This is a genomic window from Symmachiella dynata (assembly GCF_007747995.1).
Lineage (GTDB): Bacteria > Planctomycetota > Planctomycetia > Planctomycetales > Planctomycetaceae > Symmachiella > Symmachiella dynata.
This window is the reverse complement of sequence record NZ_CP036276.1, coordinates 3,958,255-3,983,977: the sequence shown is the minus strand read 5'-3', so window position 1 is coordinate 3,983,977 and position 25,723 is coordinate 3,958,255. Positions and strand designations below refer to the sequence as shown.

Annotated in this window: 17 protein-coding genes; 13 read left to right on the top strand and 4 right to left on the bottom strand. The window is 54.1% G+C overall.

The features are described 5' to 3' along the window. Positions 1 to 144 precede the first annotated feature (144 nt). Complete coding sequence (locus Mal52_RS15180; protein ID WP_197534212.1) at positions 145 to 1,140, top strand: alpha/beta hydrolase; 996 nt, start codon at positions 145 to 147, stop codon at positions 1,138 to 1,140. A gap of 274 nt (positions 1,141 to 1,414) precedes the next feature. Here the strand turns inward: Mal52_RS15180 and Mal52_RS15175 are convergent, their stop codons facing one another. Continuing rightward, positions 1,415 to 4,867, bottom strand: a complete 3,453-nt coding sequence (locus tag Mal52_RS15175) for a pyruvate carboxylase (protein WP_145377035.1) — start codon at positions 4,865 to 4,867, stop codon at positions 1,415 to 1,417. Between the two features lie 1,488 nt (positions 4,868 to 6,355). Here Mal52_RS15175 and Mal52_RS15170 point away from each other — a divergent pair. From Mal52_RS15170 to Mal52_RS15150, 5 genes are all read left to right on the top strand, one after another. After that, a complete protein-coding gene (locus tag Mal52_RS15170) occupies positions 6,356 to 6,970 on the top strand; it encodes a hypothetical protein (protein ID WP_145377034.1) in 615 nt (204 codons plus the stop codon). A gap of 2 nt (positions 6,971 to 6,972) precedes the next feature. Beyond that, the gene (locus Mal52_RS15165) at positions 6,973 to 8,589 is read left to right on the top strand and encodes a permease (RefSeq protein ID WP_145377033.1); all 1,617 of its coding nucleotides are present in this window, start codon (positions 6,973 to 6,975) and stop codon (positions 8,587 to 8,589) included. A gap of 97 nt (positions 8,590 to 8,686) precedes the next feature. Further along, entirely contained in the window at positions 8,687 to 10,033 is a 1,347-nt protein-coding gene (locus tag Mal52_RS15160; RefSeq protein ID WP_145377032.1) for a DUF58 domain-containing protein, read from the top strand. Between the two features lie 31 nt (positions 10,034 to 10,064). Continuing rightward, the gene (locus Mal52_RS15155; RefSeq protein WP_197534211.1) at positions 10,065 to 12,449 is read left to right on the top strand and encodes a transglutaminase-like domain-containing protein; all 2,385 of its coding nucleotides are present in this window, start codon (positions 10,065 to 10,067) and stop codon (positions 12,447 to 12,449) included. A 14-nt stretch (positions 12,450 to 12,463) separates the two neighbouring features. Beyond that, a complete protein-coding gene (locus Mal52_RS15150) occupies positions 12,464 to 13,432 on the top strand; it encodes an AAA family ATPase (RefSeq protein ID WP_145380666.1) in 969 nt (322 codons plus the stop codon). Positions 13,433 to 13,575: 143 nt separating this feature from the next. Here the strand turns inward: Mal52_RS15150 and Mal52_RS15145 are convergent, their stop codons facing one another. Further along, the gene (locus tag Mal52_RS15145; protein ID WP_145377030.1) at positions 13,576 to 13,803 is read right to left on the bottom strand and encodes a hypothetical protein; all 228 of its coding nucleotides are present in this window, start codon (positions 13,801 to 13,803) and stop codon (positions 13,576 to 13,578) included. 496 nt (positions 13,804 to 14,299) lie between these two features. On the opposite strand from Mal52_RS15145, the gene Mal52_RS15140 reads away from it, so the two are divergent. The 6 genes from Mal52_RS15140 to Mal52_RS15115 all read left to right on the top strand — a co-directional run bounded on the left by Mal52_RS15140 (position 14,300) and on the right by Mal52_RS15115 (position 20,985). Beyond that, positions 14,300 to 15,193 (top strand): DUF1559 domain-containing protein, encoded by an 894-nt coding sequence (locus Mal52_RS15140; RefSeq protein ID WP_145377029.1) that lies wholly within the window; start codon positions 14,300 to 14,302, stop codon positions 15,191 to 15,193. Between the two features lie 85 nt (positions 15,194 to 15,278). Continuing rightward, positions 15,279 to 15,728 carry a hypothetical protein gene (locus Mal52_RS15135; RefSeq protein WP_145377028.1) on the top strand — a complete coding sequence of 150 codons (450 nt, stop codon included), beginning with the start codon at positions 15,279 to 15,281 and terminating at the stop codon, positions 15,726 to 15,728. Further along, positions 15,728 to 17,302 (top strand): DUF1549 domain-containing protein, encoded by a 1,575-nt coding sequence (locus Mal52_RS15130; RefSeq protein WP_197534210.1) that lies wholly within the window; start codon positions 15,728 to 15,730, stop codon positions 17,300 to 17,302. The genes Mal52_RS15135 and Mal52_RS15130 overlap by 1 nt, the downstream gene beginning before the upstream one ends. A 16-nt stretch (positions 17,303 to 17,318) precedes the next feature. Further along, a complete protein-coding gene (locus Mal52_RS15125) occupies positions 17,319 to 18,242 on the top strand; it encodes a DUF1559 domain-containing protein (protein WP_145377026.1) in 924 nt (307 codons plus the stop codon). 14 nt (positions 18,243 to 18,256) lie between these two features. Continuing rightward, positions 18,257 to 19,540, top strand: a complete 1,284-nt coding sequence (locus Mal52_RS15120) for a DUF1501 domain-containing protein (RefSeq protein ID WP_145377025.1) — start codon at positions 18,257 to 18,259, stop codon at positions 19,538 to 19,540. Beyond that, the gene (locus Mal52_RS15115; protein WP_145377024.1) at positions 19,540 to 20,985 is read left to right on the top strand and encodes an EF-hand domain-containing protein; all 1,446 of its coding nucleotides are present in this window, start codon (positions 19,540 to 19,542) and stop codon (positions 20,983 to 20,985) included. Before Mal52_RS15120 ends, Mal52_RS15115 begins: the two co-directional genes overlap by 1 nt. Positions 20,986 to 21,310: 325 nt before the next feature. On the opposite strand, the gene Mal52_RS29835 is transcribed toward Mal52_RS15115, so the two are convergent. Together Mal52_RS29835 and Mal52_RS15110 are read right to left on the bottom strand one after the other, a co-directional pair. Then, complete coding sequence (locus tag Mal52_RS29835; RefSeq protein WP_197534209.1) at positions 21,311 to 21,490, bottom strand: hypothetical protein; 180 nt, start codon at positions 21,488 to 21,490, stop codon at positions 21,311 to 21,313. A 1,042-nt stretch (positions 21,491 to 22,532) separates the two neighbouring features. Further along, positions 22,533 to 22,910, bottom strand: a complete 378-nt coding sequence (locus Mal52_RS15110) for a DUF488 domain-containing protein (protein WP_145377023.1) — start codon at positions 22,908 to 22,910, stop codon at positions 22,533 to 22,535. A 456-nt stretch (positions 22,911 to 23,366) separates the two neighbouring features. Here Mal52_RS15110 and Mal52_RS15105 point away from each other — a divergent pair, with 456 nt between their 5' ends. Beyond that, complete coding sequence (locus tag Mal52_RS15105; RefSeq protein ID WP_145377022.1) at positions 23,367 to 25,721, top strand: putative monovalent cation/H+ antiporter subunit A; 2,355 nt, start codon at positions 23,367 to 23,369, stop codon at positions 25,719 to 25,721. Positions 25,722 to 25,723: the final 2 nt, after the last annotated feature.

Genomic DNA, 25,723 nt, shown 5'->3' with positions numbered 1-25,723 from the left:
GATGATAAACATTGCTCATTGTAGCAACAATTGACCGGACGGATGCGCTCCTCTATTTTGCAGAGTGCGGAATGACGAGGGTTTCGGCGAATGATACCAGTGAACTGCGTCGGAATCAAAATTCATCTTCATCGAGGCGAGTCCATGCGATACCTGATTCTGTTCGTGATCCTCGGCGTGAGTGCCTCTACTTGCAGCGCGCAAACATCATTGCCCGGCAAAATGGAGCAACTCAAGCTGGAATCCACACTCGTCCCCAGCCCCGCCACCGTCGATGTGCTCCTACCGCCAGGCTATCAACAGGCTTCCCAGCCTTTCCCGTTGTTTATCTGGTTGCATGGCGGAACCTCTGGGAAAGATGTCCTGGGAAAGCACATGCGGTCCTACATCGAGAAGGCTTGGGCGACCGGAGATCTTTTGCCTTGTGTCGTAGTGGCACCGGTCACAGGTGCGTCCTTCTATATTGACTGGCTGGATGGCACAAACCAATGGGACACGTTTATCACCGATCAGATGTTAAAATACATGCGTGAACATTATCAGGTCCTACCGGACCGATCGGGAACCGTGATCGGGGGGAGTTCATTTGGAGGGCAGGGCACGCTGAGGATCGCATTTCGGCACCCGACAATGTTCGCCGCAGCGGTTTCCATCGCCCCCGGCTTTCCCGCTGTGCTAAAGCTGGAGGATTGGGACATCAGCTATTTCGACGCGAAGGTCTTGGCTGATCACGGATCCCGTTTTGGCAATCCCGTGGACAGAACTTTTTGGCGTAGCACCCATCCTCCGACGATGGTCATCGATCATCCGAAGAAACTGCGAGAGTCAGGCCTGCAATTGCTCATCGAAGTCGGCGATGAAGACGCAAACGGGAACTTCCGCTCCGTGGAGTTGCTGCACCGGTTGTTGTTCGACGCAGCGATTGAACACGATTATCACTTGCATCGCGGTGCCGCGCATGTCGGTCGCTCGAAAGAATGGCGCTATCCAGAAGTCTTTCGTTTTATTACCCGGGCCTTGAAACCGATGACAGAAAAAGACCCGAGCGCCGAGCGACACAAGCTCAAAGCGATTCAGCGGGGCCGGTTCAAACCGCGTACCACCAACGAACTTCCATTCACGCCCGTGGTATTTGAATAAGCTGGTTACGTCAAACAGCGGATGTCCATTGGCGGAATTCGCCCCACCTGTGGCAAACCCTACAGAGCAATCCAAGCACGACATTCAGATCATGGATGCATATAGATTCTCTGTCGTCAAGCAGCCAACGAGCTAGAACCAGTTTCAAAACCCGGTTGCGTTTGTTCTAGAAACGTTCAGAACAGTGTCAGTGAGACGCGCCAGAGGGTTTTGAAACGACTTGTAGGGAAGACTGCTGCCGCGGTCAGGAGTTCTCCTCCTGAATCGACGTCCATCACTCCTTCGGTTCTACGGTCATCAGTAGATCGCCGCTTTCGACTTGAGTTCCGCTGTGTACTAAAGTTTCCCCGACGATTCCATCATGTTCAGCAGCGACGATCGTCTGCATCTTCATCGCTTCAAGCATGAGGAGCTTCTGGCCTTTGGCAACGGCGTCTCCCGGTTGAACGGCGATGTTCACGACCATACCGGGCATGCTGGCCGCGACATGCGATGGGTCGTTGGCATCGGCCTTGAGACGACGCGGGGCATCGGGTTCCAGAGACCGGTCGGTGATGGTGACTTCACGAGGCTGACCGTTGAGTTCGAAGAAAACCGTGCGGCGCCCATCTTCGTGCGGCTCACCGACGGTTTGCAGGCGAATGATCAGTGTCTTGCCCGGTTCGATTTCGACAGAGATCTCTTCTCCCGGCTCCAGTCCATAGAGGAATGCTGGTGTCGGCAGGACACTCGTGTCGCCGTAGGTTTGGTCGTGACGTGCGAAATCTTCAAACACCTCTGGATAGAGTAGATGTGACAAAGCTTCGCGGTGTGTCGGTTTGTGGCCCAGAATTTCTTGGAGCTTCTCGTGGGACTGTTCAAAATCTGCCGGGGGAAGGTTCGCACCGGGACGTCCTTCGACAGGTGATTCCCCCCGCAAGATTCGCTTTTGCACATTGGCAGGAAACCCACCCGGCGTTTGGCCCATCCGTCCGCTGATTAAATCGACGACCGATTGAGGGAAAGCCAACTCACGATCTGAAGAGACGACATCTTCGGTTGTCATCTCATTCGATATCAAAAAGAGTGCCATGTCGCCAACCGCCTTCGATGTAGGCGTCACCTTCACAATGTCGCCGAACAGTTGGTTGACATCCGCATACATGCGACAGACTTCGCTCCAACGATCGGCCAAACCCAAAGCGCGCGCTTGCTGATAAAGGTTGGTGTACTGACCGCCCGGCATTTGATGTTGATAAAGATCGCTGCCGGCCGGCAGGACGGGACTTTCGAACGGTGTATAGAATTCACGGACCGCGCGCCAATAATCCGCAATTTCATCGAGCCGAGCCGACTGCAAACCGGTTTCGCGATCGGTGAACTTTATTGATTCGACGAGCGTATTCAAATTCGGCTGCGACGTTCCGCCGGAGAGCGGAGCCAGCGCCGCATCGACGATGTGGACCCCGGCTTCTGCCGCTTTGACGAGCGATGCCGCCTGCACCCCACCTGTATCATGGGTATGGAAATGGATGGGCAGGCCGACTTCTTGACGCAGCGTCTTGACCAGCAATTCCGCCGCATACGGTTTGCAAAGCCCCGCCATATCTTTAATGGCGAGAATGTGAGCTCCCATACCTTCCAGGCGTTTTGCCATCTCGACATAGTATTTCAAGTCATATTTGGTTTGGTGCGGGTCAAGAATATCGCCGGTGTAGCAAATCGTCGCCTCGCAGATCGCACCCGATTCGATGACGGCATCCATCGCGACTTGCATGTTCTCGACCCAGTTCAATGCATCAAACACACGGAAGACATCAATGCCAGCTCCCGCGGCTTCCTTGACGAACTCTCGAACCACGTTGTCGGGATAATTGGTGTAGCCCACCGCATTGGAGGCTCGCAACAACATCTGAAACAAAATGTTGGGCACCCGGTCTCTCATTTCGGAAAGCCGCTGCCAGGGATACTCTTTGAGGAAACGCATCGACGTGTCGAACGTGGCTCCGCCCCACATTTCCAGTGAGAATAGTTCCGGACAATGCCGTGCATAAACATCGGCAATTCGCAGCATGTCATAGGTTCGCAGCCGCGTCGCCAACAGCGATTGGTGGGCATCGCGAAACGTCGTGTCAGTCAGAAGCAGCGGTTTATGCTCCAGCAATGACTTGGAAAACTTTTCGGCTCCGAGTCGCTGAAACTTTTGCCGCATGCTGTCGGGAATCGGCGCCGTCGATTCAAATTTGGGCAGAGGGGCAGGAATGCGTCGCGTTGCTTGCGGTCGGTTTTTCACCAGTGAATTGCCGTTGACAATCATCTCCCCCAGATAGGCGAGCAACTTTGTGGCCCGGTCCTTTCGCGGCGGGAAGTCGAATAGCTCCGGAGTTTCATCGATAAAGGTGGTCGTGCAGTTCCCTTCAATAAAAGTGGAATGCATGACCAGCTTGATGAGGAACGGAATATTGGTTTTGACACCCCGGATACGAAATTCCTGCAAACAGCGTTCAATGCGATGTGCAGCACCCGGAAAATTACGGGCCCAAGAGGTCACTTTCACTAGTAAAGAATCGTAGAAGGGATAAACCACCGCTCCGGAGAATGCCGTACCTGCGTCGAGGCGAATTCCCATACCGCTGGCGGAACGATAATGGGTGATTCGGCCATAATCCGGCATGAAGAGGTTCTCTGTGTCCTCTGTCGTCACGCGGCATTGAATGGCAAAACCGTGGGTAGCAATTGCCTCTTGAGACGGCAGATCGATCGCGGGATCCTCAAGCTGTGCCCCTTGTGCGATAAGGATCTGAGATTTGACGATATCCACACCGGTGACCTGTTCGGTTACCGTGTGCTCGACCTGAATCCGTGGGTTGACTTCGATGAAGTAGAAATCGTTGGTATCCGCGTCGACGAGAAACTCGACAGTTCCCGCGTTCTCGTAGTTCACCGCTCGACCGATGGCCACAGCAGAATCACAGAGCGCCTGGCGCAGGCTTGTCTCCAGATTGGGGGCTGGCGCGATCTCAACGACCTTTTGGTGCCGCCTTTGCACGGAACAATCGCGTTCATAGAGATGGACCAGTTGTCCATGCTGGTCGCCGAGCAACTGCACTTCAATGTGCCGTGCCCGTTCAATAAATCTTTCGACGAAGATGTCTGGGCTGCCAAAGGCGATGAGTGATTCCCGCCGAGCCTGATCGAAAGCCTGTTCAAATTCTGTGGCATCACGTACAACACGCATGCCGCGCCCGCCACCACCGTGAGCTGCTTTGAGAATAACTGGGAATCCGACCTGCTCCGCGAACCGCAGTCCTTGCTCAGCATTAGTGATCGCTCCACCGCCACCACCGAGTACTGGAACGTTCGCTTTTTCGGCGACGACACGTGCTGAAATTTTGTCACCCAATTGCTTGAGCGTCTCGACACGCGGTCCCACAAAAATGATTCCCGCATCTTCACACGCCTGAGCAAATTGCGGATTCTCGGAGAGAAATCCATAGCCAGGGTGGATTGCGTCTATATTCTGCTCTTTTGCCAAGGTGATAATGGCATCGATATCCAGATAAGCTTGGATCGGCTCGCCCGGTTTACCAATTTGGTAAGCTTCGTCCGCTTTGAAGCGGTGCAAGGCATAACGGTCTTCATGAGAGTAGATCGCCACGGTTTGGATATCCAACTCGTGGGCACTCCGAAAGATCCGGATGGCAATCTCACTACGATTTGCAGCTAACAGTCGCTTGATTTCAGTCATCTTCGAAGAATACTCGCAGTATAAATGGAATGGAATTGTCCTTATCATAGCAATAATCCATTATCATTCGAGGAGAACGCGGATGCTTTTTTGCACATTGCCGGATTCTTGAGGCAGACGGCGGTCGATCTCTAAATCTCGATGTTTCGCTCGACAGTCTGCCTCCCTCTCCTGCGGCTGCGAAGGCCTCAACTGGGGCAAATTTCTCGCCGAATTGATGGCGCGAGATCGGCCCTCTCCGAGGCGATTCCAAGCCGCAGTCACACTCTCACAGGGCGAACCATTCCAGATAGCGGCCGAAAATACGCTGAGATCACCACGTTCGATTGCGATCGCAGCGTGAAAACGGGGCCAATCGTGGAGCCGGCACTCCACAGGTGAGCGGACTTCGTCAGTGTGGCAGAGCGAACTGAACCTTGACGAAGTCGTATTTTCCAACAAGAAATCCCCCCAAATAGTGTATTTGGGGAGGTCAGTGGCGGCCCAAACCGGGATCAGGCGTCGATGGTTTACGGCAAAGCCGCGGCCAGGGCCGGTAAATTGCTCGATTTCTCCCAGTGGTTCTCGGCCGTCCGTTCCACAAAGCGGGCCGCATCCCTACACCACAGATGCTTTTGCATAACATTTGCAAACACACCTCAAACGCATTGACTGTCGCCAGCGTACCATTGATAATGAGTTGATTCGGCAATTTCCATTGCGCTTTTACGGCGTCCTGGTTCGAAGGTAAATCTTGGTACACTTTGTTCGACAATTTGTGACCATCGCGGCGTTGCTGGCATTTCTCCTGCAAGTAACGTGCGGCAATGCGCTGCATGATTTGCACTGCTCGACAGCTGATTGCAGACAGTGTGAGGCAAGCTGTGAGCATGCCAGTTCGACATGCTGCCACGGCCACGTTCACTCACACGGCCATGGGCATTCACACAGCCATGCGGGTGAAAATCCAACCAAAGCTCCTTCGCCCACCCCGAAGAAGCACGATCCTTCTGACTGTGCCATCTGTAAACTGCTTTGCCAAGCGCAGAGCCTGTGCACGATTGTGACCCTTTCATCGGCCTTGGGCATCGTGCATTTCACTGATGATCTCGCCCAGCCGAATCGCCCGCTTTTCAAACCGGCCGGCTGCCGGTCCCGTGCTCCGCCATGTTGCTCGCTAGCAGCACGCGACTAAGTTGAATCGCAATTTCTAAGCACCGCCAATTGTTCAGCAGTTTCACTCTGCGGTGTTTTGTTGCGCGCACAATTCATTTCGTTGATGTCAATCCGAATACAGATTGTGACCAAGCTCAGCTTGGGATGACGGCGTCGCTGTGCAGTTCGTGTTGTCATGTTTCACCAACAAGACCCCGCAATTGCATCGACTTACGTCCAGCGAATGCTGCCGCAAAGGCCGTGCTTGTATTCATGGAAGAGTCATTCGATGAATCCCTCTCCATGTGGTTCGAGAGTAAGAGCAGAATTTTTTAATCCAGAAAGGCAGGAAAGATGCGCGCGTTGAAGTTTCAGTTGAGCATAATCATCGCATTGTGCGGCAGTGTTTGCGGATGTGGGACAGCGGTCGATGAAGCCAACCAGAATGGAGAATCCAATTCCAAGCCTGTCTCTGAAGAGCATAGCCACAACGAAGAACATCATGGCTTACACTCGCATGCCCATGACCACAGCAAAGCCCAACCGCTCCACGGCGGCAAACTGGTCGAAATTGGCCATACACACAACAAAGATGGGGCGACACATTATTTCGTGGAGGTCATGCCGCAGACTGCAGACGAAGTTCAATTCTTCGTGGCGAGAGAATCCGACGACGGTGGTGTTGAAGATTATCGCCCCGATGCCCAAGAGATTCTTGCATTAGTCGACGCAGTCGGTCAGAAGCGGCCCAAGTCTAAAGAGATCCAGTTTACCGCTGAAGACGTCGAAGGCCAGCCCTTAAAATATTCCGCAAATTTAAAAGATGTCTATCCAGATGCAGAAGAATTAATGATCGTGATTCCCAAATTAAAGGTGGGACAGGAACGGATGAACTTCAGCTTCTCGATCTCTTGCAAGGAGGCAGACTCCGATAGCACACATGAGCATCACCATCAGGATGAGAAGTAACCATGAACTTTCTACCCATCTTAGCAGACGGCGCCGGCTATCGCGGTTTTCTGACTGACTTCAATACGACCTTTTGGAGTGCGGTGCTGAGAATCACCGAGGCCATGGTCGATGCAGCACCGTTTCTGGTCGCGGGCGTTTTAGCAGCCGGACTTTTACGTGGTTTGGTAGGAGCCCAACGCGTGCGGAGCCTGCTAGGCGTCGGTCATTGGACCGGCCCTTTTCGTGCTTGGGCATTGGGTGTCCTATTGCCGATCTGTTCATTAGGCGCGTTGCCGGTTGCTCGAGAACTCCGTCGCGCTGGAATACCAAGCGGGACGGTGTTGAGTTTCGTCCTGGTAGCCCCGGTGCTCAACCCGGTGTCGATTGTCTACGGGCTCAGTCACATTGCGCCGGTGATGTTGTTGTATTTTGCGGTGGGCACATTCGTGGTGTCCGTCGGGATTGGCTTAATTTGGAATCGCGTCGTCTCCGACAAACGGGATATTGATCCGGAAGATCTTGAGCAAGCGCCCCGCCGCAGTATTGATCGCCTGGCTGTGATGGGCAGCACGACGGCTCGGTCATTGGTCGGGCCGGCCGCGATTGATTACGGCTTAGCATTGCTGGCTGTCGGATTTCTGGGAGCCTTCTTGCCTCACGGCGTCTTGCAGACGGGATTGACGCGCGACAATGTCTTCGCGCCGGTCATCATGGGGTTGGTGGCGATTCCCGTGTACGTCACCCCGACTGAGGTCATGATGCACTTCGGGCACATCGTGCGGGACGGTTACTCTTTGGGCGCGGCCTTTGCCCTGATCATTCTTGGAGCGGGAGCCAACGTTGGTGTCGCGAATTGGCTCCGCCGCGACTATGGGGTGAAGTCGCTCCTGTTGTTTGTCTCACTATTGATCGGAGCGACACTTGCAATCGGATTAACGGCAGATCGCACCATCATCAGCGGAAACGCCACGGTTGCTGATCATACGCACGCATTCGACCCCTTCACACGGCTAGCGGTTGTCAGTGCAGAACAATCGCATTTCGGTTGGGTCTGGTCGGAAGTCTCACGAAAAATCACGATCGATCAAATCTGTGGTTTGGGACTGTTTTTATTGTTGGCTCTGGTGGGGATTGTCTTGAGAATCCTGGGAGACCGAGTGAGCATCGAACATCTTATGCGCAAAGACGAAGGAGAGGTCGCGACGACTGCCAATTCTCGCTGGAATCCTAGGTTAACCCCGTTACAGCTCTATTTCGTCGGAGCCGTTTGCTCGGTGGCCTTGGGAGTCGTGGGTTTATTCCTGTATTACCCCTCCACCGACGATTTGTTCGAGGACATGAACAACATTCGCGTCGACGCCTATGACGCTGTTCGAGATCAGGACACACGGGAGTCTCGACGCCGTTTGGAACAATTGCGCAGTCATGCTGAGAAGCTGACAACGAGCGTTTTGATCCGCTGGCAAGAGCCAACCCCAGCTCAGCAAGAGAGTGTGGAGGAGGTTCTCTACAGTCTCGATACTTTGGAGGATTATGTGGTGGCTGGCCGCTTTCAAGAAGCGCGGACCATGATCACCTATGTCGAGAAAGCCTACGGATATTGTCGCTCAGAATTTCGCACAACGGAGTTGAATTAGTTTTACAACAGAACCAGCCTTCTCTGAATCAGCGTTGTTAGAAAAATATTTGAGCCGGCCGGTTTTAGGCTGCTTGCTAATTTATGAAGGAATCCGAATGAGCCGAAATCTGTCGGAATTTCTATCCCGGGTTACCGACCGGATCATGACGGTCGGCAACTACGATTATTGTCCCTGGGCCAACAAATACGTCTACTGGCTTAAGCAACCGATCGGCTGGTTTGTACTCGCTGCGATCGCTTCGGCGGTCATTGGACTCTTTGCGGTTCCACAAGGCTGGTTCGTCTGCGGAGTGGTCTCGTTGGTGACCGCGCTGGGGGTGGCATGGCCTTGGTTGGCGATGCGGGGATTGACGGCTGAAATCGAGTTTGAACGACACCGCTGCCATGAACAGGATTCGATACAGGTGACACTCGTTGTGACCAATCGTTGGCCTTGGGCGGTTTGGGGGTTGTTGGTTGAACGAGGATTCTTCGAAAGCGCAGGTGAAGTCCAATGCGAAACCGCGACAACGGCTTTGGCCAGTGTCAGCGGTTGGTCGAAAACCCAATTCACCTTTGAGTATGTGCCTCCTCGCCGGGGAGTCTATCCGCTGGAACCACCGTTGTTGGGTACGGGATTTCCTTTCGGTTTATGGCAGGCTCATCAGCCGATTGTCTTAAACGAGCAATTGATCGTTTGGCCACGTTGTGTCGATTTGAAATCTTTGCCGCTCCTTCTAGGTGAGCGACTTTCAGCAGTGGGAGCCTTTGTGGATCGAGCGGGCAGCGACGGAGATATTCTTTCCGCTCGAGATTATCGAGAAGGGGACTCGCTAAGGAGGATTCATTGGGCACATACGGCACGTCAAGACCGATTGATTGTCTGTGAGCGCCAGACAGCCTCGCGGCAGAGGATTGTCGTCACACTTGATCCTTGGGCGTTTTCCGATCAGACCCCCAAAGAGCGAGAATTGCTCGACTGGGGACTGCGGACCGTCGCCAGCCTCTGCCAAGAGTTTCATGGCCACGCTTGTGATTTGAGTTGTGAACTCAATGATGAGCGTCAAGCGGTCCCGGCAGCTCACGGCAGCATCCAACAAATCAACGATCGCTTGGCACGTTTTGCACCTTTGTCTGCATCACAAAAAGAAAGCATTACCCTCACCACAGGTGAACGGGCTCAAATGACTCTGTTTGTGACAACTGTTGCCGGTTGGGAACGTCTCAGTGAATCGTCACTGCTTAGCGAATTCCCTTCGTTTCACGTGATCGTTTTAGATCAACGATCATCTCTACAAAACAACGAAGAGACCCCAGCATACGACTTAGACCGCACCGGAACGTCACTATCCACAGACCGAAGTACGAAAGCTTGGATGTGGTTCGATGTCTCTGAGAACACATCCCAACAACTTCGACATCAATGGGAAAGGCAATGCCATGACAACTGGTCTACCAACTAAAGCTGGCGCATCCCCATTGCCGCGATCGCACATGAAACCGTTCTCTGAAAAACCTTCGGAATCGGGGACTCTGCTGCTAGCAACAGTGGCCGCGATCACCTTATTGATACCCCGCTTTGAATCCACGCGATCGGTGAGCTTGCTGTTTCTTTCGGCATTGCTATCAGTCGGTTTGCCTTGGAGCATTTGGTGGTTCCTCCGTGGAGACCAATCCCCCAAGAACAAGCTGATCAAATTTGCGCCCGCGATCATCGCAGGCTGGGTGTTGTGGCCGACGCTGACGGAGCTTCTTTCTCGCGCCATCGGATTGGGAGAAGCCCCGGAAACCCTGATGCTTACGACCCTGCAAAATGCGGGATTGATCGCTGCTGCTTATTCTCATTGGCGTCGCTGCCAACAAGTCGCTTGTTTGATCAGCAGTTTTATGACGCTTTACGTCTTAATCATTTGTACACAGCCTGTGGTTTTTGTTCTGGCGGGATTATTCGGTGTGATGATGCTGTGGTGGCTCATGGCTCGTTATTGGGAGCGGGTCAGCAATACCTACGCCTCACATCGTTCCGACCGCTGTCTCCCGGTCCGTTCGTCTGTGTTGGCGAGTGTTGCCGGGGGCCTGCTGCTGCTGGCGGTGCTCTTCGGCACAACCGGTGGGGCCACATATGTTTTAGGCGGTTTCATGCCGACCTCCGGAGGAAATAACGACAGCAATGATTTGGCACGTTCGGGAGTCGGTGACGGAGACGCGATGGTCGCTGCCCAAGAAGACGCCAGCAGTTTTGGACCGGTTGAAAGCGATTTGTTTCTCGAATCCGAAATGCCTTCTTTATACGACATGATGAACGAAACATATGGTGAGCCGCCGAAACCTCCCAAAAAACGAGAGCGCGCCAAAGGTCTCCCGCAGGGCAACATGAAAATCACGCACCAGCGCACTGCGAAAACGGAGCGGAGCGGGAAAGAATTTTCCACCATTCGGCGTATGGTCGCGCGAAAACATTTGGATCTCAAAGATCGCAAAGCCCCGGCTTTGTTGCATGTCGTCGGTCGTGTCCCGCTGCACTTGGCCATCGAGCGGTACGACACCTTCAACGGCCGTGACTGGGAGCACTCTAACGAAAAATTAAATCATTCCAATCTCTCGCTTCAGATGCGAGAGGACAAGCCGTGGGTGCAAGTACAACCTGCAGCGAACTTTGCCATTCCAGGTGGTCTGGAAACTCATGGTGTGAAAATCATTAACCTCAAGACAAAGCGTGTCCCCTCTCCTCCGCAAATCACAGCTGTGCATATCGACAAGATCGACCTCGTGGATTTCTATGGTTGGTCGACAGATGGAGTCGTGGAGATGCCTCAACGCGACTTGATCCCGCAATTGACAGTGCTCTACACCCAATCCTCCAAAGTGAATCTCAATTGCTTACGCGAACTGGATTTCACGAAGAATCTCCCGGTCCATCGGAAATTTCGTGAAGATCAACGGAAATCACGGGCAGCGATCGCGTCCGCAACAGTAAAACGGCATTTGGCGATTCCGCCTCAGAGTCAAAAAGCCGCCACGCTCGCTGCGGAATGGACGGCTAGTGTTCCCCGTGGTTGGCAGCAGGTAGAAGCGATCGTTTCGCACTTGAGATCGGACTTCGCACATGATCCGCTCGCAACCGCTCCGGAAGCGACCGATGATGTGGTGAATCATTTTCTGAATGCGGGCTGCGGCCCGGATTATTTGTTTGCCACCACGGCAGCGGTGATGCTCCGCTCACAAGGATATCCGACCCGGCTTGTCACCGGGTTCTATGCTGACCCTAAAAACTACGACCGCGCCGGAGGGCAGACCATCGTCTTACCGGAAGACGTTCATGTTTGGGTGGAAGTCGGAGTCGGTGGTTCTAAGTGGGTTGCTGTCGAACCGACACCCGGCTACGAACCACCGCCGGAAGTTTTGACCTGGAAGCAACAATTCGCTCAGCTTGCAGCGGCCTTAACGGGCTGGCTGAAAGCGAATGTTTTCCTGCTAATGAGTGGAGGATTCGTGCTTTTGGGGATTTGGTACACCCGATTCACTTGGCTCGATTGGGGCCTCATCAGCTTAATCCGGCTTTGGCGTTGGGGGCATCCGATCCACAGAATTCGAGCCACCCTGTACATGTTGGAGTATCGCTCCTGGTTGGCGGGATTACCGCGTCCTTCGACAGTGACGGTTCGTCAATGGTACCTCGATCGCTCCCAAGGCCTGTCGGAAGAATCAAAAAATCAATTATCGTTTTTCATCAATATCTTGGAGCGTGCTCTGTATGCTCCCGCGACTTTAAAAACCGCCGATCGTGACCAAACGGCCCATGCTTGCAGAAACGCGATCCAGCATCTGCGAACGCCACAGTTACGTTCTTGGGCCCAACAAGGAGACCATCAGCGATGACTAAACTAGAAACCATGAATTCAAAAAATCAAGAGGCCCCGAGCACAGAAGGCCATTGCCAATATCAATCCACCATTGATGGTTTACGGTTGTCACTCAACGAAGCATTGATCGGCAAGTCGGATATTGTGGAACTCGTGCTCGCCTGCGTCCTGTCGCGGGGGCACATTTTGTTCGACGATCTTCCCGGTCTAGGAAAAACGACTTTAGCCAAAGCAGTCGCCAGAGTCATAGGAGGAAGATTTGCCCGCGTACAATGTACCCCGGACTTGCTCCCTGGTGACATCACCGGTTTTAACATCTTCAATCAGAAGTCGCGCGGTTTCGAGTTTCGAGAAGGGCCGATTTTCTCCGATGTGTTGCTGGCCGACGAAATCAATCGAGCCACACCTCGTACACAAAGCGCGCTCTTTGAAGCGATGGCCGAGCGGCAAGTGACGATCGATAATCAAACCTACCCGCTGAGTGACTCGTTTATTGTCATCGCTACTCAGAATCCAGTTGAGAGCCACGGAGCATTTCCACTTCCAGAAGCCCAACTCGACCGGTTCTCCATGAAATTGCGCATCGGTTATCCCGATCCGAGCAGTGAACTTTCCATGCTCGCGGCGAATGTCGGCCCTCAAGAACAAAACCCCACAGCCTCGAAAGCAATCATCGATCCGGCTCAGTTACAATTGCTACAGCAGCACGTTGCAGGGGTTGGTGTAGACGTGAACGTTCAACGGTATCTTGTTGATCTGGCCACTGCGACACGTAACCATCGCGACATCACACTCGGGCTGAGCCCGCGGGGGTTACTCACCTGGCAAAGAGCCGCTCAGGCGTGGGCGCACCTTCAACGCCGGGACTTTGTGGTTCCTGATGACATCCAACATGTCGCCGGCCCAATCTTGGAGGTTCGACTGGCAGTCGACATTGATTCCGGTCCAAAAATCGTCAAAGAAATCCTCGATTCGGTTCCGGTTCCGGTCCTCAATTGAAGCCACCGACGAGCCTCTCTTGGTCTGCAGGGGGCAATCCGCCCAGAGAGCCGCTTTCGACCGATCAAGTGCGTGTGGCGAGCGTTTCAGCGGTATAGCAATAGCCGTGAACAGCCCGAGAAAACTGCTGAATTTGAAGGGCTTCATTCAAGGTGGAACGGGGTTTCGCCCCGCTGCTGGTTCTGTTCGCGAAATTCGCAAACCTGCAGCTGTGGTTTGCCGGTCGTGGCTTGGCGGAAATTCCGGCATTCCGAAACGCGTGGGGCTTGAGCGAAGGGTGTGATCTTCGGCAGTGCAAACGTCGGCAAGTCTCGATCACCCAGCCATTGCCGGAGAATCACACGATCGTACTGAATTGCCGCGAACGACACCGCGGTCGGTTCCCACGGTACGAACGTGCCGCTTGATTGCCCAGCGCCCACGATCTTAACGCCATTGCTATCCTTGCGCGCGTTTCGTGAAGCCTCCCCCAATTTGCAGTCTCAACTGCGGGTGGACAGCATGATTTCCGCCTACAAAGAAATCTTGGGGCCAACCTCGTTTCGTCCTTCCACGTTCGACCGTCCTTGTTTTTTGACCGCGCGGTCCGAGGCGCTTGATGCTGTCATTCGACACGAAATGCAGCGGCTTAAATTTGACATCTGTTGGCGGTTTTTTGTCCACCGTACGTTTTGACGCCTAAGAAAAACACCGGTGCGCAGGCCTTTTCTCCGAGTTGCACACTTGGCGCGATATTTGCGTACGCCTGTTTCAGACAAAATTCCGACCAACGCAGCCAACTTGCTGTCAGCTTGCAAGCGAACAGACCATCTTTCGCCGATCGGAATATCCATTAGATTGACTTTCAGAGACGCGAAAGGACTTTCGATGCGTAATCAGCGCGGATTTACTCTCATTGAACTGCTCGTGGTGATCGCCATTATCGCCATTCTTGTTGCACTCTTGCTGCCAGCTGTGCAGCAAGCGCGAGAAGCGGCTCGTAGAACGCAGTGCAAGAACAACCTCAAACAGATCGGCATTGCACTGCATAATTATCTCGACACGCATGGCCGGTTCCCTCCCGGCCGATTGCGAACGCCACGAACCGGCTGGTGCACTCTGATTTTGCCATTCCTGGAGCGGACCAATCTGCAAAACGACTACGACTTTGACTATGACTACTGGGATCGTGAGAACGAGGCCGCCACGCAACAACTCGTCTCAGTGTTTGTCTGTCCGTCAACACCGGGCGGGGCTCGGCTGATTCCCAATGACACCGCCGGCACCATCAACGACATTGGTGAGCCCCCCACGGAAAGCATGGTGGGCGACTATCAGGCACTGGTGGGCTATTACGACATTCAGATCACGCCCAATTCCGGTTCCGGGATGCTTCACATCAACAAGGGCCGGCCCCGTCATGTGCTAGATGGATTGACCAACAGCATTGCCGTTTCCGAACTGGCTGGACGCCCGGACTATTGGGCGGGAGGCGTTAAGCAACCGGATAGCTCGAAAGTCAGTTACTTTAATGAGTGGGGTATGTGGGCCGCACCTCAGCGGATTTTTCCCAGTGGCTATACACACGACGGGCTCACGAAATTCGGACCTTGCGTCGTCAATTGCAGCAACCTGGAAGGGATATATTCTTTTCACCCCGGCGGAAGTCACGTTCTGATGGGAGATGGGTCGGCTCACATGATTGGTGAAAGCATACCAGTTGACCTCGTGATGAAGATGATCAGCGTGGATGACGGGGAAGTCATTCAGTTGCCGTTCTGACGACTATCGTTCGTTGTGTGTTTACTCGTTTTATTTTAGACGTCACCGGTCGACTGTTGCTGGCTGAGAAGAAGGTTGTGCTCGCATGTCTGTTCAAAAGGGTCCGCTGCCGGGTTTGCCTCGGCATTTCGTTGTCTGCCTGGGAATCCTGATTCTGCTGGGTGGATGCTCCGGCGAAAAAGAATACGTCGAGACACCAGTCTTTCCGGTCAGCGGCAATGTGACCGTTCGTGGGGAGCCGGCGTACGGTGCGTATGTGTTGTTGCATCCTGTGGGGGATGTGGGGCTTACGAAAGGAAATAAACCATTCGCACGCGTAGGAGAGGACGGCGTTTTCAACGTGACCACCTACGACACCTCCGATGGTGCGCCTGCCGGTGAATACAAGGTCACCGTGATCTGGCCGGAAAACCCAGAGGCACGCGGTCCCAGCCCGGACCGACTGCGCGGGCGGTATGCCACGCCGGACAAATCCGTCCTGAAAGTCACCGTTGAAGAGTCTAACCCCAAGTTGCCCACATGGGAGCTGGAATAATGAGCGACTTGTCGCAACGTGACCGGGCATGCCTGCTCGGGGTGCTTAGCAGTTGTCTGCTCTTAGGACTTCCCACCTTGAGTGCAGCAGAACATGCGCCCAAGGCGGACAGTCTCAAGGTGGAAATCGACAATCGGATTGAAGCAGGCTGGAAGGGCCAGGGAGTAACCCCGGCGGTCATCACGAGCGATAGCGAATTCTTGAGACGCGTTTCGCTCGATCTGGTCGGCCGTATCCCTACGATTGCCGAAGTACGGGGATTTTTAGCCGACGACAAACCGCAGAAGCGAGAACGCTTGGTGGATCGCCTTCTATCGTCGCCGGAGTTTGCACATCATGCCGCGACGATTTTACGGCGGATGTGGATTCCCCAGACCGATACACAGGAATTCAAGCGACTCATTTTTGATTACGAAAGCTGGCTGGCAAGACGGCTTCGCGAACGTGCTCCTTTTGACGAATTGGTACGCCAGCAATTGTGTGTCCCAGTGAACGGCATGGCGGTTCCCATCAATCCAGACGGCGATGAGATCGGCTCGTCGGCATTCATCGCCGTCAGCGACATGAAGCCGGAAATCCTGGCCGCCAACACAGCCCGTGCCTTTCAGGGGATTAACATCGATTGTGCCCAGTGTCACGATCACCCGTTCGCCCGCTGGACGCGTGAGCAATTTTGGCAAACAGCGGCGTTTTTTACTCGGCCTTCAACCGACGTCGCACAGCCCAACGCTGCGTTGACAATTGCCGTTGATGACACAGAGATGACAGTCGAGGCGACACTCTTTACATCTAAACCCGTTAAGTGGCCTAATAAAATCAGAGTCGGCACGGGGCGCGAACTCTTGGCGGACTGGATCATCTCCAGCGAGAATCCGTATTTTGCACGCAACGCGGTCAATCGAATGTGGGCGAACTTTCTGGGCACCGGGTTCATTGAACCATTGGACGATCTTTCTGGAGCAATCCCCGCCAGCCATCCCCAATTACTCGATCGGCTTGCAGAGGCTTTCGTCCAAAGTGACTTCGACCTACGGTTTCTCGTACGGACCATCGTGCTAAGTCGGTCTTATCAGTTGTCCACAGTTTCATCGAGCGACTCGTCGTTGGTCGATGATCCACAACTCTTCGCACAGATGCCAACACGTTCACTCACCGGCGAACAGCTCTACAACAGTCTCCGAACGGCTGCCGGATTGAAACAGGACGTCACGGCTACTCACCTCGGCTACCGCAAGCACCCACGTCAGAAATTTGCGGCACGCTTTCTTGTGCAACGTCCCAGTGAAGGACAACGGGCTCTTGTGCAGACTCTGTTGTTGATGAATGGTTCACTGACCGGCGAAGCCACAGCAGCCGGCCAGACACCGCTGCTTGTTGCCATAGAAAGCGCTCCGTTTCTGTCTGACAAGGAACGCGTTGAGACATTGTTTTTGGCAACGTATTCGCGCCGCCCATCGGAAGGGGAGGGGAGGCCGCTCGCCGATCATTTGAAACAGAGCGAGGACCGCTCTGCAGCGCTGGCGGACATTTTCTGGGCGTTGCTCAACAGTAGCGAATTCAACACCAACCACTAAAACCGAAGCGAATGCCATGTTCAGCAGCCGAAAACGTTACACGCGTCGCAAGGGATTCACGATCGTAGAACTGCTCGTAGTCATCAGCATAGTGGGCCTTGTTGTTGCCTTGCTGGGCCCGGCGGTCGAGCAGACGCGTGAAATCGCCCGCCAGAAAAAATGTGCAGATAATCTGCGGCAGATCGGTGTGGCAGTACAAAGCTATGTCAGTCATTCCGGACAGTTTCCGGCAGCCTATATGCGCGTGCCAAAGTCGCACGGTTGGACGTCGTTTATTCTCCCTTACCTGCCGGGGGGAGAGGCCATTCACCCGCAATACGACTTCTCCGTTCATTGGTGTGATTCCGCTAATGCTCAGGCCATTCAAACCCACATTCCGGTCTTCGAATGTCCTGCAGCCGGTGGCAAACGGGTGTCGCAAGGCACAATTGAGCGTTGCGAGGCGCCCTATACCGGCGCTGTGCTCGACTATCTCGCCTGCAACCGTGTGTCCCCTGCAGTCGTCTCTCGTGGATGGTTGCCGGAATCGACGAATGTCAAAGGGATGTTCAGTCGAGAGGAATGGTGTAGACCGAGCGACGTTACCGACGGTTTATCGAACACGCTGCTGATCGCCGAAGCAGCCGGCGTGCCTTCGCTGTATGTCTTCCGTGATAAACAACCACATCCCATGTATGGCAATCGCGGTTTTGGAGCCTGGGCGGATGGTGCGCCCTACTTCCAGGCCCACGGTCATCAGCCCGATGGCCGCAACTGGCCCGGCCCCTGTACGATCAACTGCACGAACGATGATGCGGTTTACAGTTTTCACAATGGGGGAGCGCAGTTCCTGTTTGCTGACGGGCAAGTTCGCTTTTTATCCGAACAACTCGATTTATTCGTTCTGCTGGCTATCTTTACGCGAGCCAATGGTGAGGTTATCTCCTCGTACGACTATTAAAATGGAGGCAGTCTATGTTTGAGGAACATCTCGCACTCAGTCGCCGCAACTGGCTGCGGTTCAGTACGTTTGGTGCAGCATGTGGTATCGGCTGGTTGGAAGCATTGGCAGATGATACAGCCCATGACAGACCAACGGGAAAGTCGGTCATCATGCTCTGGCTCACCGGTGGTCCGGCCACCATTGATCTGTGGGATCTCAAGCCAGGCCATAAAAATGGCGGGCCGTTTAAGCCAATCGATACAGCGGTGGAAGGGATGCAAATTTCCGAACACCTGCCACAACTCGCCCGGCAGATGCAGGAGATGGCCATCATTCGCTCTTTGACGAGCCGTGAAGGAGACCATCGGCGCGCCACACATCTGCTCCGCACCGGTTACCGGCCCCAGGGAGCCATCCGTTTTCCTGCATTCGGTGCCATCATGGCACACGAGCGAGATGATCGTTCGGCCGACCTGCCGCGTTTCGTTAGTATCGCTCCCAGTTTGCAATTGAGCGAAGTCGGCTGCGGATTTCTTGGCCCGGAATTCTCACCACTGAACATCGGTGGAGAAGGTCAAAATGGAGACCTCACTGTGCCCAACCTATCGGGAATTGAAGGTGTGTCACCCGCGACACAGAAAACGCGGCTCCAACTTCTTGAAGGACTGGAGACAGGATTTGCCCACAATCGGAACAGCCTAGTTGTCGATTCACTGCTGTCGGCTACGGATCGCGCCGTACGCCTGATGCGTCCACAGGCCGCGTCTGCTTTCGATCTTGATGACGAATCGGACAAACTACGTGACCGGTATGGACGGGGGACATTCGGTCAAGGGTGTTTGCTCGCCCGCCGCCTGGTGGAACGTGGTGTGCCCTTCGTCGAACTCGCCATCGGCGGTTGGGACACCCATCGCAATAACTTCGAGCAAGTGAAAGGACTATCGGAGCAGCTAGACATTGGCTTCGCCACCTTGTTGGGCGACCTCAAAGACCGTGGCTTGCTCGAATCCACGCTCATCGTCTGCCAAGGAGAGTTTGGCCGCACGCCACGCATTAACGGCAACAGCGGACGCGACCATTGGCCAAACACTTGGTCGGCGGTTTTGGCCGGAGGCGGTATTCGAGGCGGACAAGCCATTGGTCGCACCAGCCAAGACGGAACCCAAGTGGTCGACCACCCGCTAACGGTGCCGGATCTGATCGCCACGGTCTGCAAAATTGTCGACATCGACCCGCGTAAGCAGAATCTCTCCAATGTCAGCCGCCCGATCCGCATCGCCGATCCCGATGCCAAAGTCATCACGGAGCTACTGTAATGTTTCGCTACAGCATATTCCTCGCAATCGCAACAATTGGTGGTGATGCAGTTTCCAGCGATTCACGCGCAGCTGACGTGGACTTTCTGTTGGTCGGGGACAGGGGAACAATCGAGCGGATTGCCATTCCGGTGGAAATTAACGGCAAACCGCTCTCCACAATCTGGGACGACGCCTTTGCCGAGTTGTTTGCCTACTACGACAACGACCAAAACGGGGAACTCACCTTCAAAGAAGCAATGCGGCTCCCCTCGCCATTTAACTTGAGGCAGACGTTATGGAATCCGATCTCGCAGTTTGGTCACGGCTACCATTCCCCGATGGACCTAGATACCAATAGTGATGGAAGCATCACACAGATCGAAATGACAGACTGGTATCGAAAGCGCGGCGTCGGCGGAGTGACCATCAGTGCGGGACTTGCTCCCTCGTCAACTGCGTTGACGTCGGCGATCCTCAAAATATTGGACCATGACAACAATCGGAGGATCAGCACCACGGAATGGAAGAATGCGCCGACTGTACTTTCCGCACTTGACGTAAACGCTGACGAGACGATTACGCCTGAAGAGATTCTTCCCCGCTTGAACTATCCCGGCACAAGTGGGGCCTATCGATGGCTCGTAACAAAATCGAGGGCCGATCAACACACCGTCATCCGGGAATTACCCCTGCGGTTCCTTCCTCAATCAATGGATGTTGATCACAGTTTTCAGGCGGACCAACTGGAAAAAGATGAGGTCCAAGTCCATGCGCAGACCATGAAGGTCAATTTTTCCAAGTCATTTACATCGACGACCATGAGAATCGATGCAGACCGGGTGCGTGTCCTCCTACGTAGCGACGAGGGAAAACTCGGCGAACATCTGGAAGCAGCCGCGCAAAAATTGCGGACGCGGTTTCAATCTGCAGATGCAAATCACGACTCCTGCTTAAACGCAGCCGAAACAGAACGCAAAAACCAGGCCGACCTACGGGCACTCGTTGCAGCTGCAGATCATAATCGCGATGGCCAACTGACAATTGAGGAACTGGATCGATGGATTGTGCTGCAAGAAAAATTGGCCGCTGGACAGGTTCTCGTCACCGTTTTGGACTTTCGTCGGGGCTTGTTTGAGATTCTCGACACCAACGCTGATGGGCGTCTTTCGCTACGTGAAATCGCATCCTCCGCGAAGAACGTGCAGGAAATCCACCGGTATCCTCCAGACACTTTTGCCCACGCAGATGTTCCCCGGCAAATCCGCATGATCTTCAGCCGGGGACGACCGCAAAAACTGCTTGCGGCCGTTAAGTACGATGCCCCGGAATGGTTTCTTGCGATGGACCGAAATCGAGATGGGGACATCTCAAGCCGCGAATTCATCGGAGACGAGCCGGCATTTCAGCGACTTGATCGTAATGGTGACCTGCTGATTTCACCCGATGAGATTAACAAGCATTAAGTGCTTGCGACGCAACGAGCTCGCCAGTTGTGACCGTTTGACGCGTTCTTCTGGACTGCGTTCGGCACTCTAAACCCCAGTCGTACGAGTCGTGAATGGCACTTCGCAAAGTGGACCGCACGGTGTCATTATGCTTGACCTGCTCGATGACAGCATATCATCCGAGTTGTTTGTGGTAGCGTGCGATGGCGAAGGAGGTCAGAAAAGGGTGACAAATTGCAAAATGATGCCGACCAGTCCGGGGACAAAGAAGTGCGAACTTTCTAGATTAGGGTTGTAGAGCAGTCGGGCTCGCATCTCGATCGCCAACGCAGCCTTCCCCCATTCATCGCGGGCGGGAACAACGGGCAGTGACTCGCCCGCCGCCGATACGCGAGCCGACTCGAATATCATCCGCTTCGATAAACCCCGATACCTTCAGCAATTCGGGCCGCTGCTGACTGTAGATCAGCCCACCAATCAAGATTGCGACAACGACAACCACTGCCATTCCCCGCTTGATCATGGTTTGTATCCGAGCAGAATAATTCAAGAATCACATAGCGAGACGACATAGTTCAAACAGAACTTCTGGGCGGGAAATGCTGTAAACCAAGGTCGTTTGTTATCAACAAAACCGCTCTCCCAGGACGACGCCGAGAACATCCGCCAAGTTCCGACGTTCGGGGACGCATGGCATACTGTTAACGGTTCTCATGATCAACACGCCTGAGCTGTCTGTCAAACGCTCTCTCCACGAATGGCAATTCGAGCCATGGGTGAGTCATGAATGATTCGCGAGTCTCGCTTTGCAAACGTGTGGTCGAACCAATCGTCTCGACCATCAAATGTAAAATGCCGTTCAACCAAGCGACGTGACGCGTCGGCTTCACTGGCAGAAATAGGTCGCAACTGCGGGCAGACCCGAGCATACTTACCCATTTCGAGAGGTTTTTTCGATCGTCAAACTCGTGCCACTGAGGATACCCACCGAGTCCAAGCCGGGGCGATGGGGTGATGCCCTCAAACACAAATAAACAGAGCAACATGGATGATAACTCGTTTGGGCCGAGAACACTTTACGCGTTGCTCTGAACAAATCTGTCCATGGATCGCGACACTGTCACCCAGGGTTGACAGGGCAGGCACGGCAGGCCATCGCTGTCAACCGCACGTATCCATCAGTCCAATCTCATCCCGTAGGCCTGAACGAGTCGCGTTCCTTGCATGGCATGTGACGGCATAGATTTTGCTGTCTTCAAGTTGATGGTGCGACCGTCGGATGAAAGGTTCATAAAAGGAGTCCTCAATGAGCAATCGATATTCTCAAGACAACGCCAAAAGGATGTGTGAATGGTTCACTATGATCTTTGTTTTGCTTGCGGCCTATGCTTTGGGCGTTCTTGTGTCACGATGCTGCGAATAAGGCACCTATGCTTTGCGTGACCCTTCGATGGGGACATAGCAGCCCCAGCCCCCCCCAACTCTCGTACGTTTTTTGTTTTTCAACGGGCGAATAGGTCGCAATTCTCATTTTTTATGACATGGCCGCAATTCCTGATCTCGTTTTATTTCAGCGCCTCCGCATGTTTCTCGATCCACTCTTTAAGCACAATCGCTTGGTTATGTTGTTCGTCGCGAGCGCCGTAGAGAAACAGGATCGGACGCTCTCCTGCCGTATTTAACATCTCGGACACGCTGTCCGACAGTGCGTCAAGTTCTTTGAAATACCGTTTGCGGAACTGATCCCAACGCTGTGGATCGTGATTGAACCAACGACGCAAGTCGGTGCTCGGGGCCAGGTCCTTCATCCAGCGGTCGAGATTCAAATTCTCTTTTTTAATCCCGCGCGGCCATAGGCGATCCACGAGGACTCGATAACAATCATCCGCCGGCGGCGGATTGTACGCTCGCGCAATTCGTATCTCTGGTTGACGCTTGGCCATCAATGATCTCCATGTCTTTGTTGACACGGTAGGGGTGGGGAAGATCAGTTCGACTGCTCGTGACTCAACGGAAAACATCGCATGTCATGCCGATTGCCCCGCGATCACTCACACCGGTTCCGCCGTAAATGCAATCGTCATGCCAAACTTTAAACGGTACAATCCCAAAACAATTGTTTCGTCACCAAGAGGAGTGACCAGAACCCAAGCGACCTCGCCGCAATCGTGTTGATGCAGACTGTACCACGCGTTTGTTTTCGTCAGCTGTTTCTCTAACATTTCAACGCGAGCAAAGTCGTGTACCACGTCAGTGATAGCACTGCCGCTCTCACTGGACGGTTCAGTTTTTCGAGTCGCCAGGACGTCTCGTAGCGGCCAGTGGCATGGGAATTGCTTTTTTCGTTTCGTTTACAGACACTATGAAGTCCGTCCCTGAAGATTTTATCAGGAGTGTTGATGTTTCTCTGGTTGTGGGCCATTTTAATCGCTGCTGCGCTCGCTCCGGGTGTGAACCGCATTGTTGGTTCGCGCGGAGGGTGGGGTCTTGCGATGGTTCCGGCAGGAGTGTTCGTGTTCCTCCTGAAGCAGTGGCCGCTGGTGATGCAGCAGCGGGATGTGTCGGTTTCTGTCAATTGGGTGCCAGCATTGAAACTGGCGATTTCGTTGCGGTTGGACGGCCTCAGTCTGCTATTTGGGTTGCTGGTCACTGGCATTGGGGCTCTGGTTCTAGTGTACGCTGGCGGATACCTAAAGGGCGACAATCGACTGGGACGGTTGTGGATGTTCCTGTTGATGTTTATGGCGTCGATGCTGGGGCTTGTGCTGGCGGATAACCTTTTGACGCTGTTTATCTTTTGGGAATTGACCAGCATCACTTCGTACTTGTTGATCGGTTTCAACAGTGATCTCCCCCAATCCCGCGTGTCTGCATTGCAGGCGTTGCTGGTGACGGGGGGTGGCGGATTGGTACTGTTGCCGGGTTTGCTTCTGCTGGGAGCGGCGGGTGGCTCGTTCGAATTGTCGACACTGCTGAACAATGCAGAAGCCATTCGTCAGCATTCGACTTATGTGCCGATGCTGCTTCTCATTCTGATCGGAGCGTTCACGAAGTCGGCTCAGTTTCCATTTCACTTCTGGCTGCCCAATGCCATGGCGGCTCCCACCCCGGTCAGTGCGTATTTGCATTCGGCGACGATGGTCAAGGCGGGCGTCTATTTGATTGCACGGCTGCATCCGCTTCTGGGCGGAACGGCGGAATGGTTTTGGATGATCGCTCCGGTGGGTGCAATCACGATGACCATGGGCGCAGTGCTGGCATTGCGGGCGACGGACCTGAAACAGATTCTGGCCTATGCCACAATCAGTGTACTCGGCACCTTGACCATGCTGCTGGGCATTGGAACAGAAGCGACCCTGACCGCTGCTTTGGCAGTGCTGGTGGCTCATGCATTCTACAAATGCGGATTGTTCATGGTGGCCGGGAATGTCGACCATGCGGTGCATCAGCGCGATATTCGTGGCCTGGGTGGACTGCGTTCAGCGATGCTTGGGACGTTTCTGGCGGCCTGTCTGGCCGGTATTTCGATGGCGGGGATCTTACCTACATTTGGCTTTATCGCGAAGGAGACGTGGTATGAAGCGATCGAGCACCCGGCGGACGCCCCTTTTCTGATCGCGTCGGTGTTGTCGAACATTGGTTTGGTCGTCGCAGTGGGAATGGTTTGTGTCAAACCGTTTTTTGGAAGCCGAACCGAGGTCACGAAACAGGCACATGAGGGGGGGCCGGCGTTGTGGGGGCCCCCGATAGCACTTGGCATCACGGGTTTGTATATGGGGTTGATGCCAACACGCATCAGCGAATTGATAGCCGCTGGAAGTCGTGCTGTCGCGGGACGAATCGTGTCTGTCGATTTGGCATTGTGGCATGGGGTGAACGTGACGTTGTTGTTGTCACTGTTGACGCTGGCAGGCGGATTCACCCTGTACTGGCAGCGGCAGCGGTTGGAAAGCGTCTTCACGGTGCTCAACCGTTTCATGCAGTATGGACCATCGTGGGTGTATGGCTGGCTGCTGAAAGCGGTCAATCAGTTGGCACGTCGGCAGACTGCGCTCCTGCAAAACGGATACTTGCGATTCTATTTGCTCACGATGGTGGGGCTCACAGTAATCAGTGTATGGATGGCGCTGGGAGACGAATTGCGAGGGCACCTGAAACCGATGCCACTCGACTTTCGTCTCCATGAAGTCATGTTGGTGGGTTTGATTCTAATGGCGGCAGTTGTGGCCGTTCGAGCGAACACATGGCTGCTGGCGGTGGGGGCTCTCGGGATTGTAGGCTACTCCGTCGCGGGCATTTTTGTGTTGTTTGGCGCCCCGGATTTGGCGATGACACAATTCGTGATCGAAACGCTAACCGTGCTGCTGTTCGTGATGGCGTTTTCGCGTCTGCCGGACTTCCGTCGTCTCTCGACCGTTCGCACACGTGGTCGAGATGCTCTGATTGCCATAGTCGCAGGTGGTACGATCACGGTGTTGTTGCTGTTTGCCATGACCGTTCGGTCGGATCATCCGATATCCGACTACTATGCCGCTCAAAGCGTTCCAGAGGCTCACGGGCGCAATGTGGTGAATGTGATCCTGGTGGATTTTCGTGCGTTGGACACATTGGGCGAGATCACTGTGCTATCGATCGCGGCGATTGGCGTCTATTCGCTGCTGATGCTGCGACCGCCCAAACGTATTGACCGTGCGGAGAAAACTAACGATGTCGCGACGGATTCGAGTCTGACTCCCAAACAGGAGGGAGCATGACC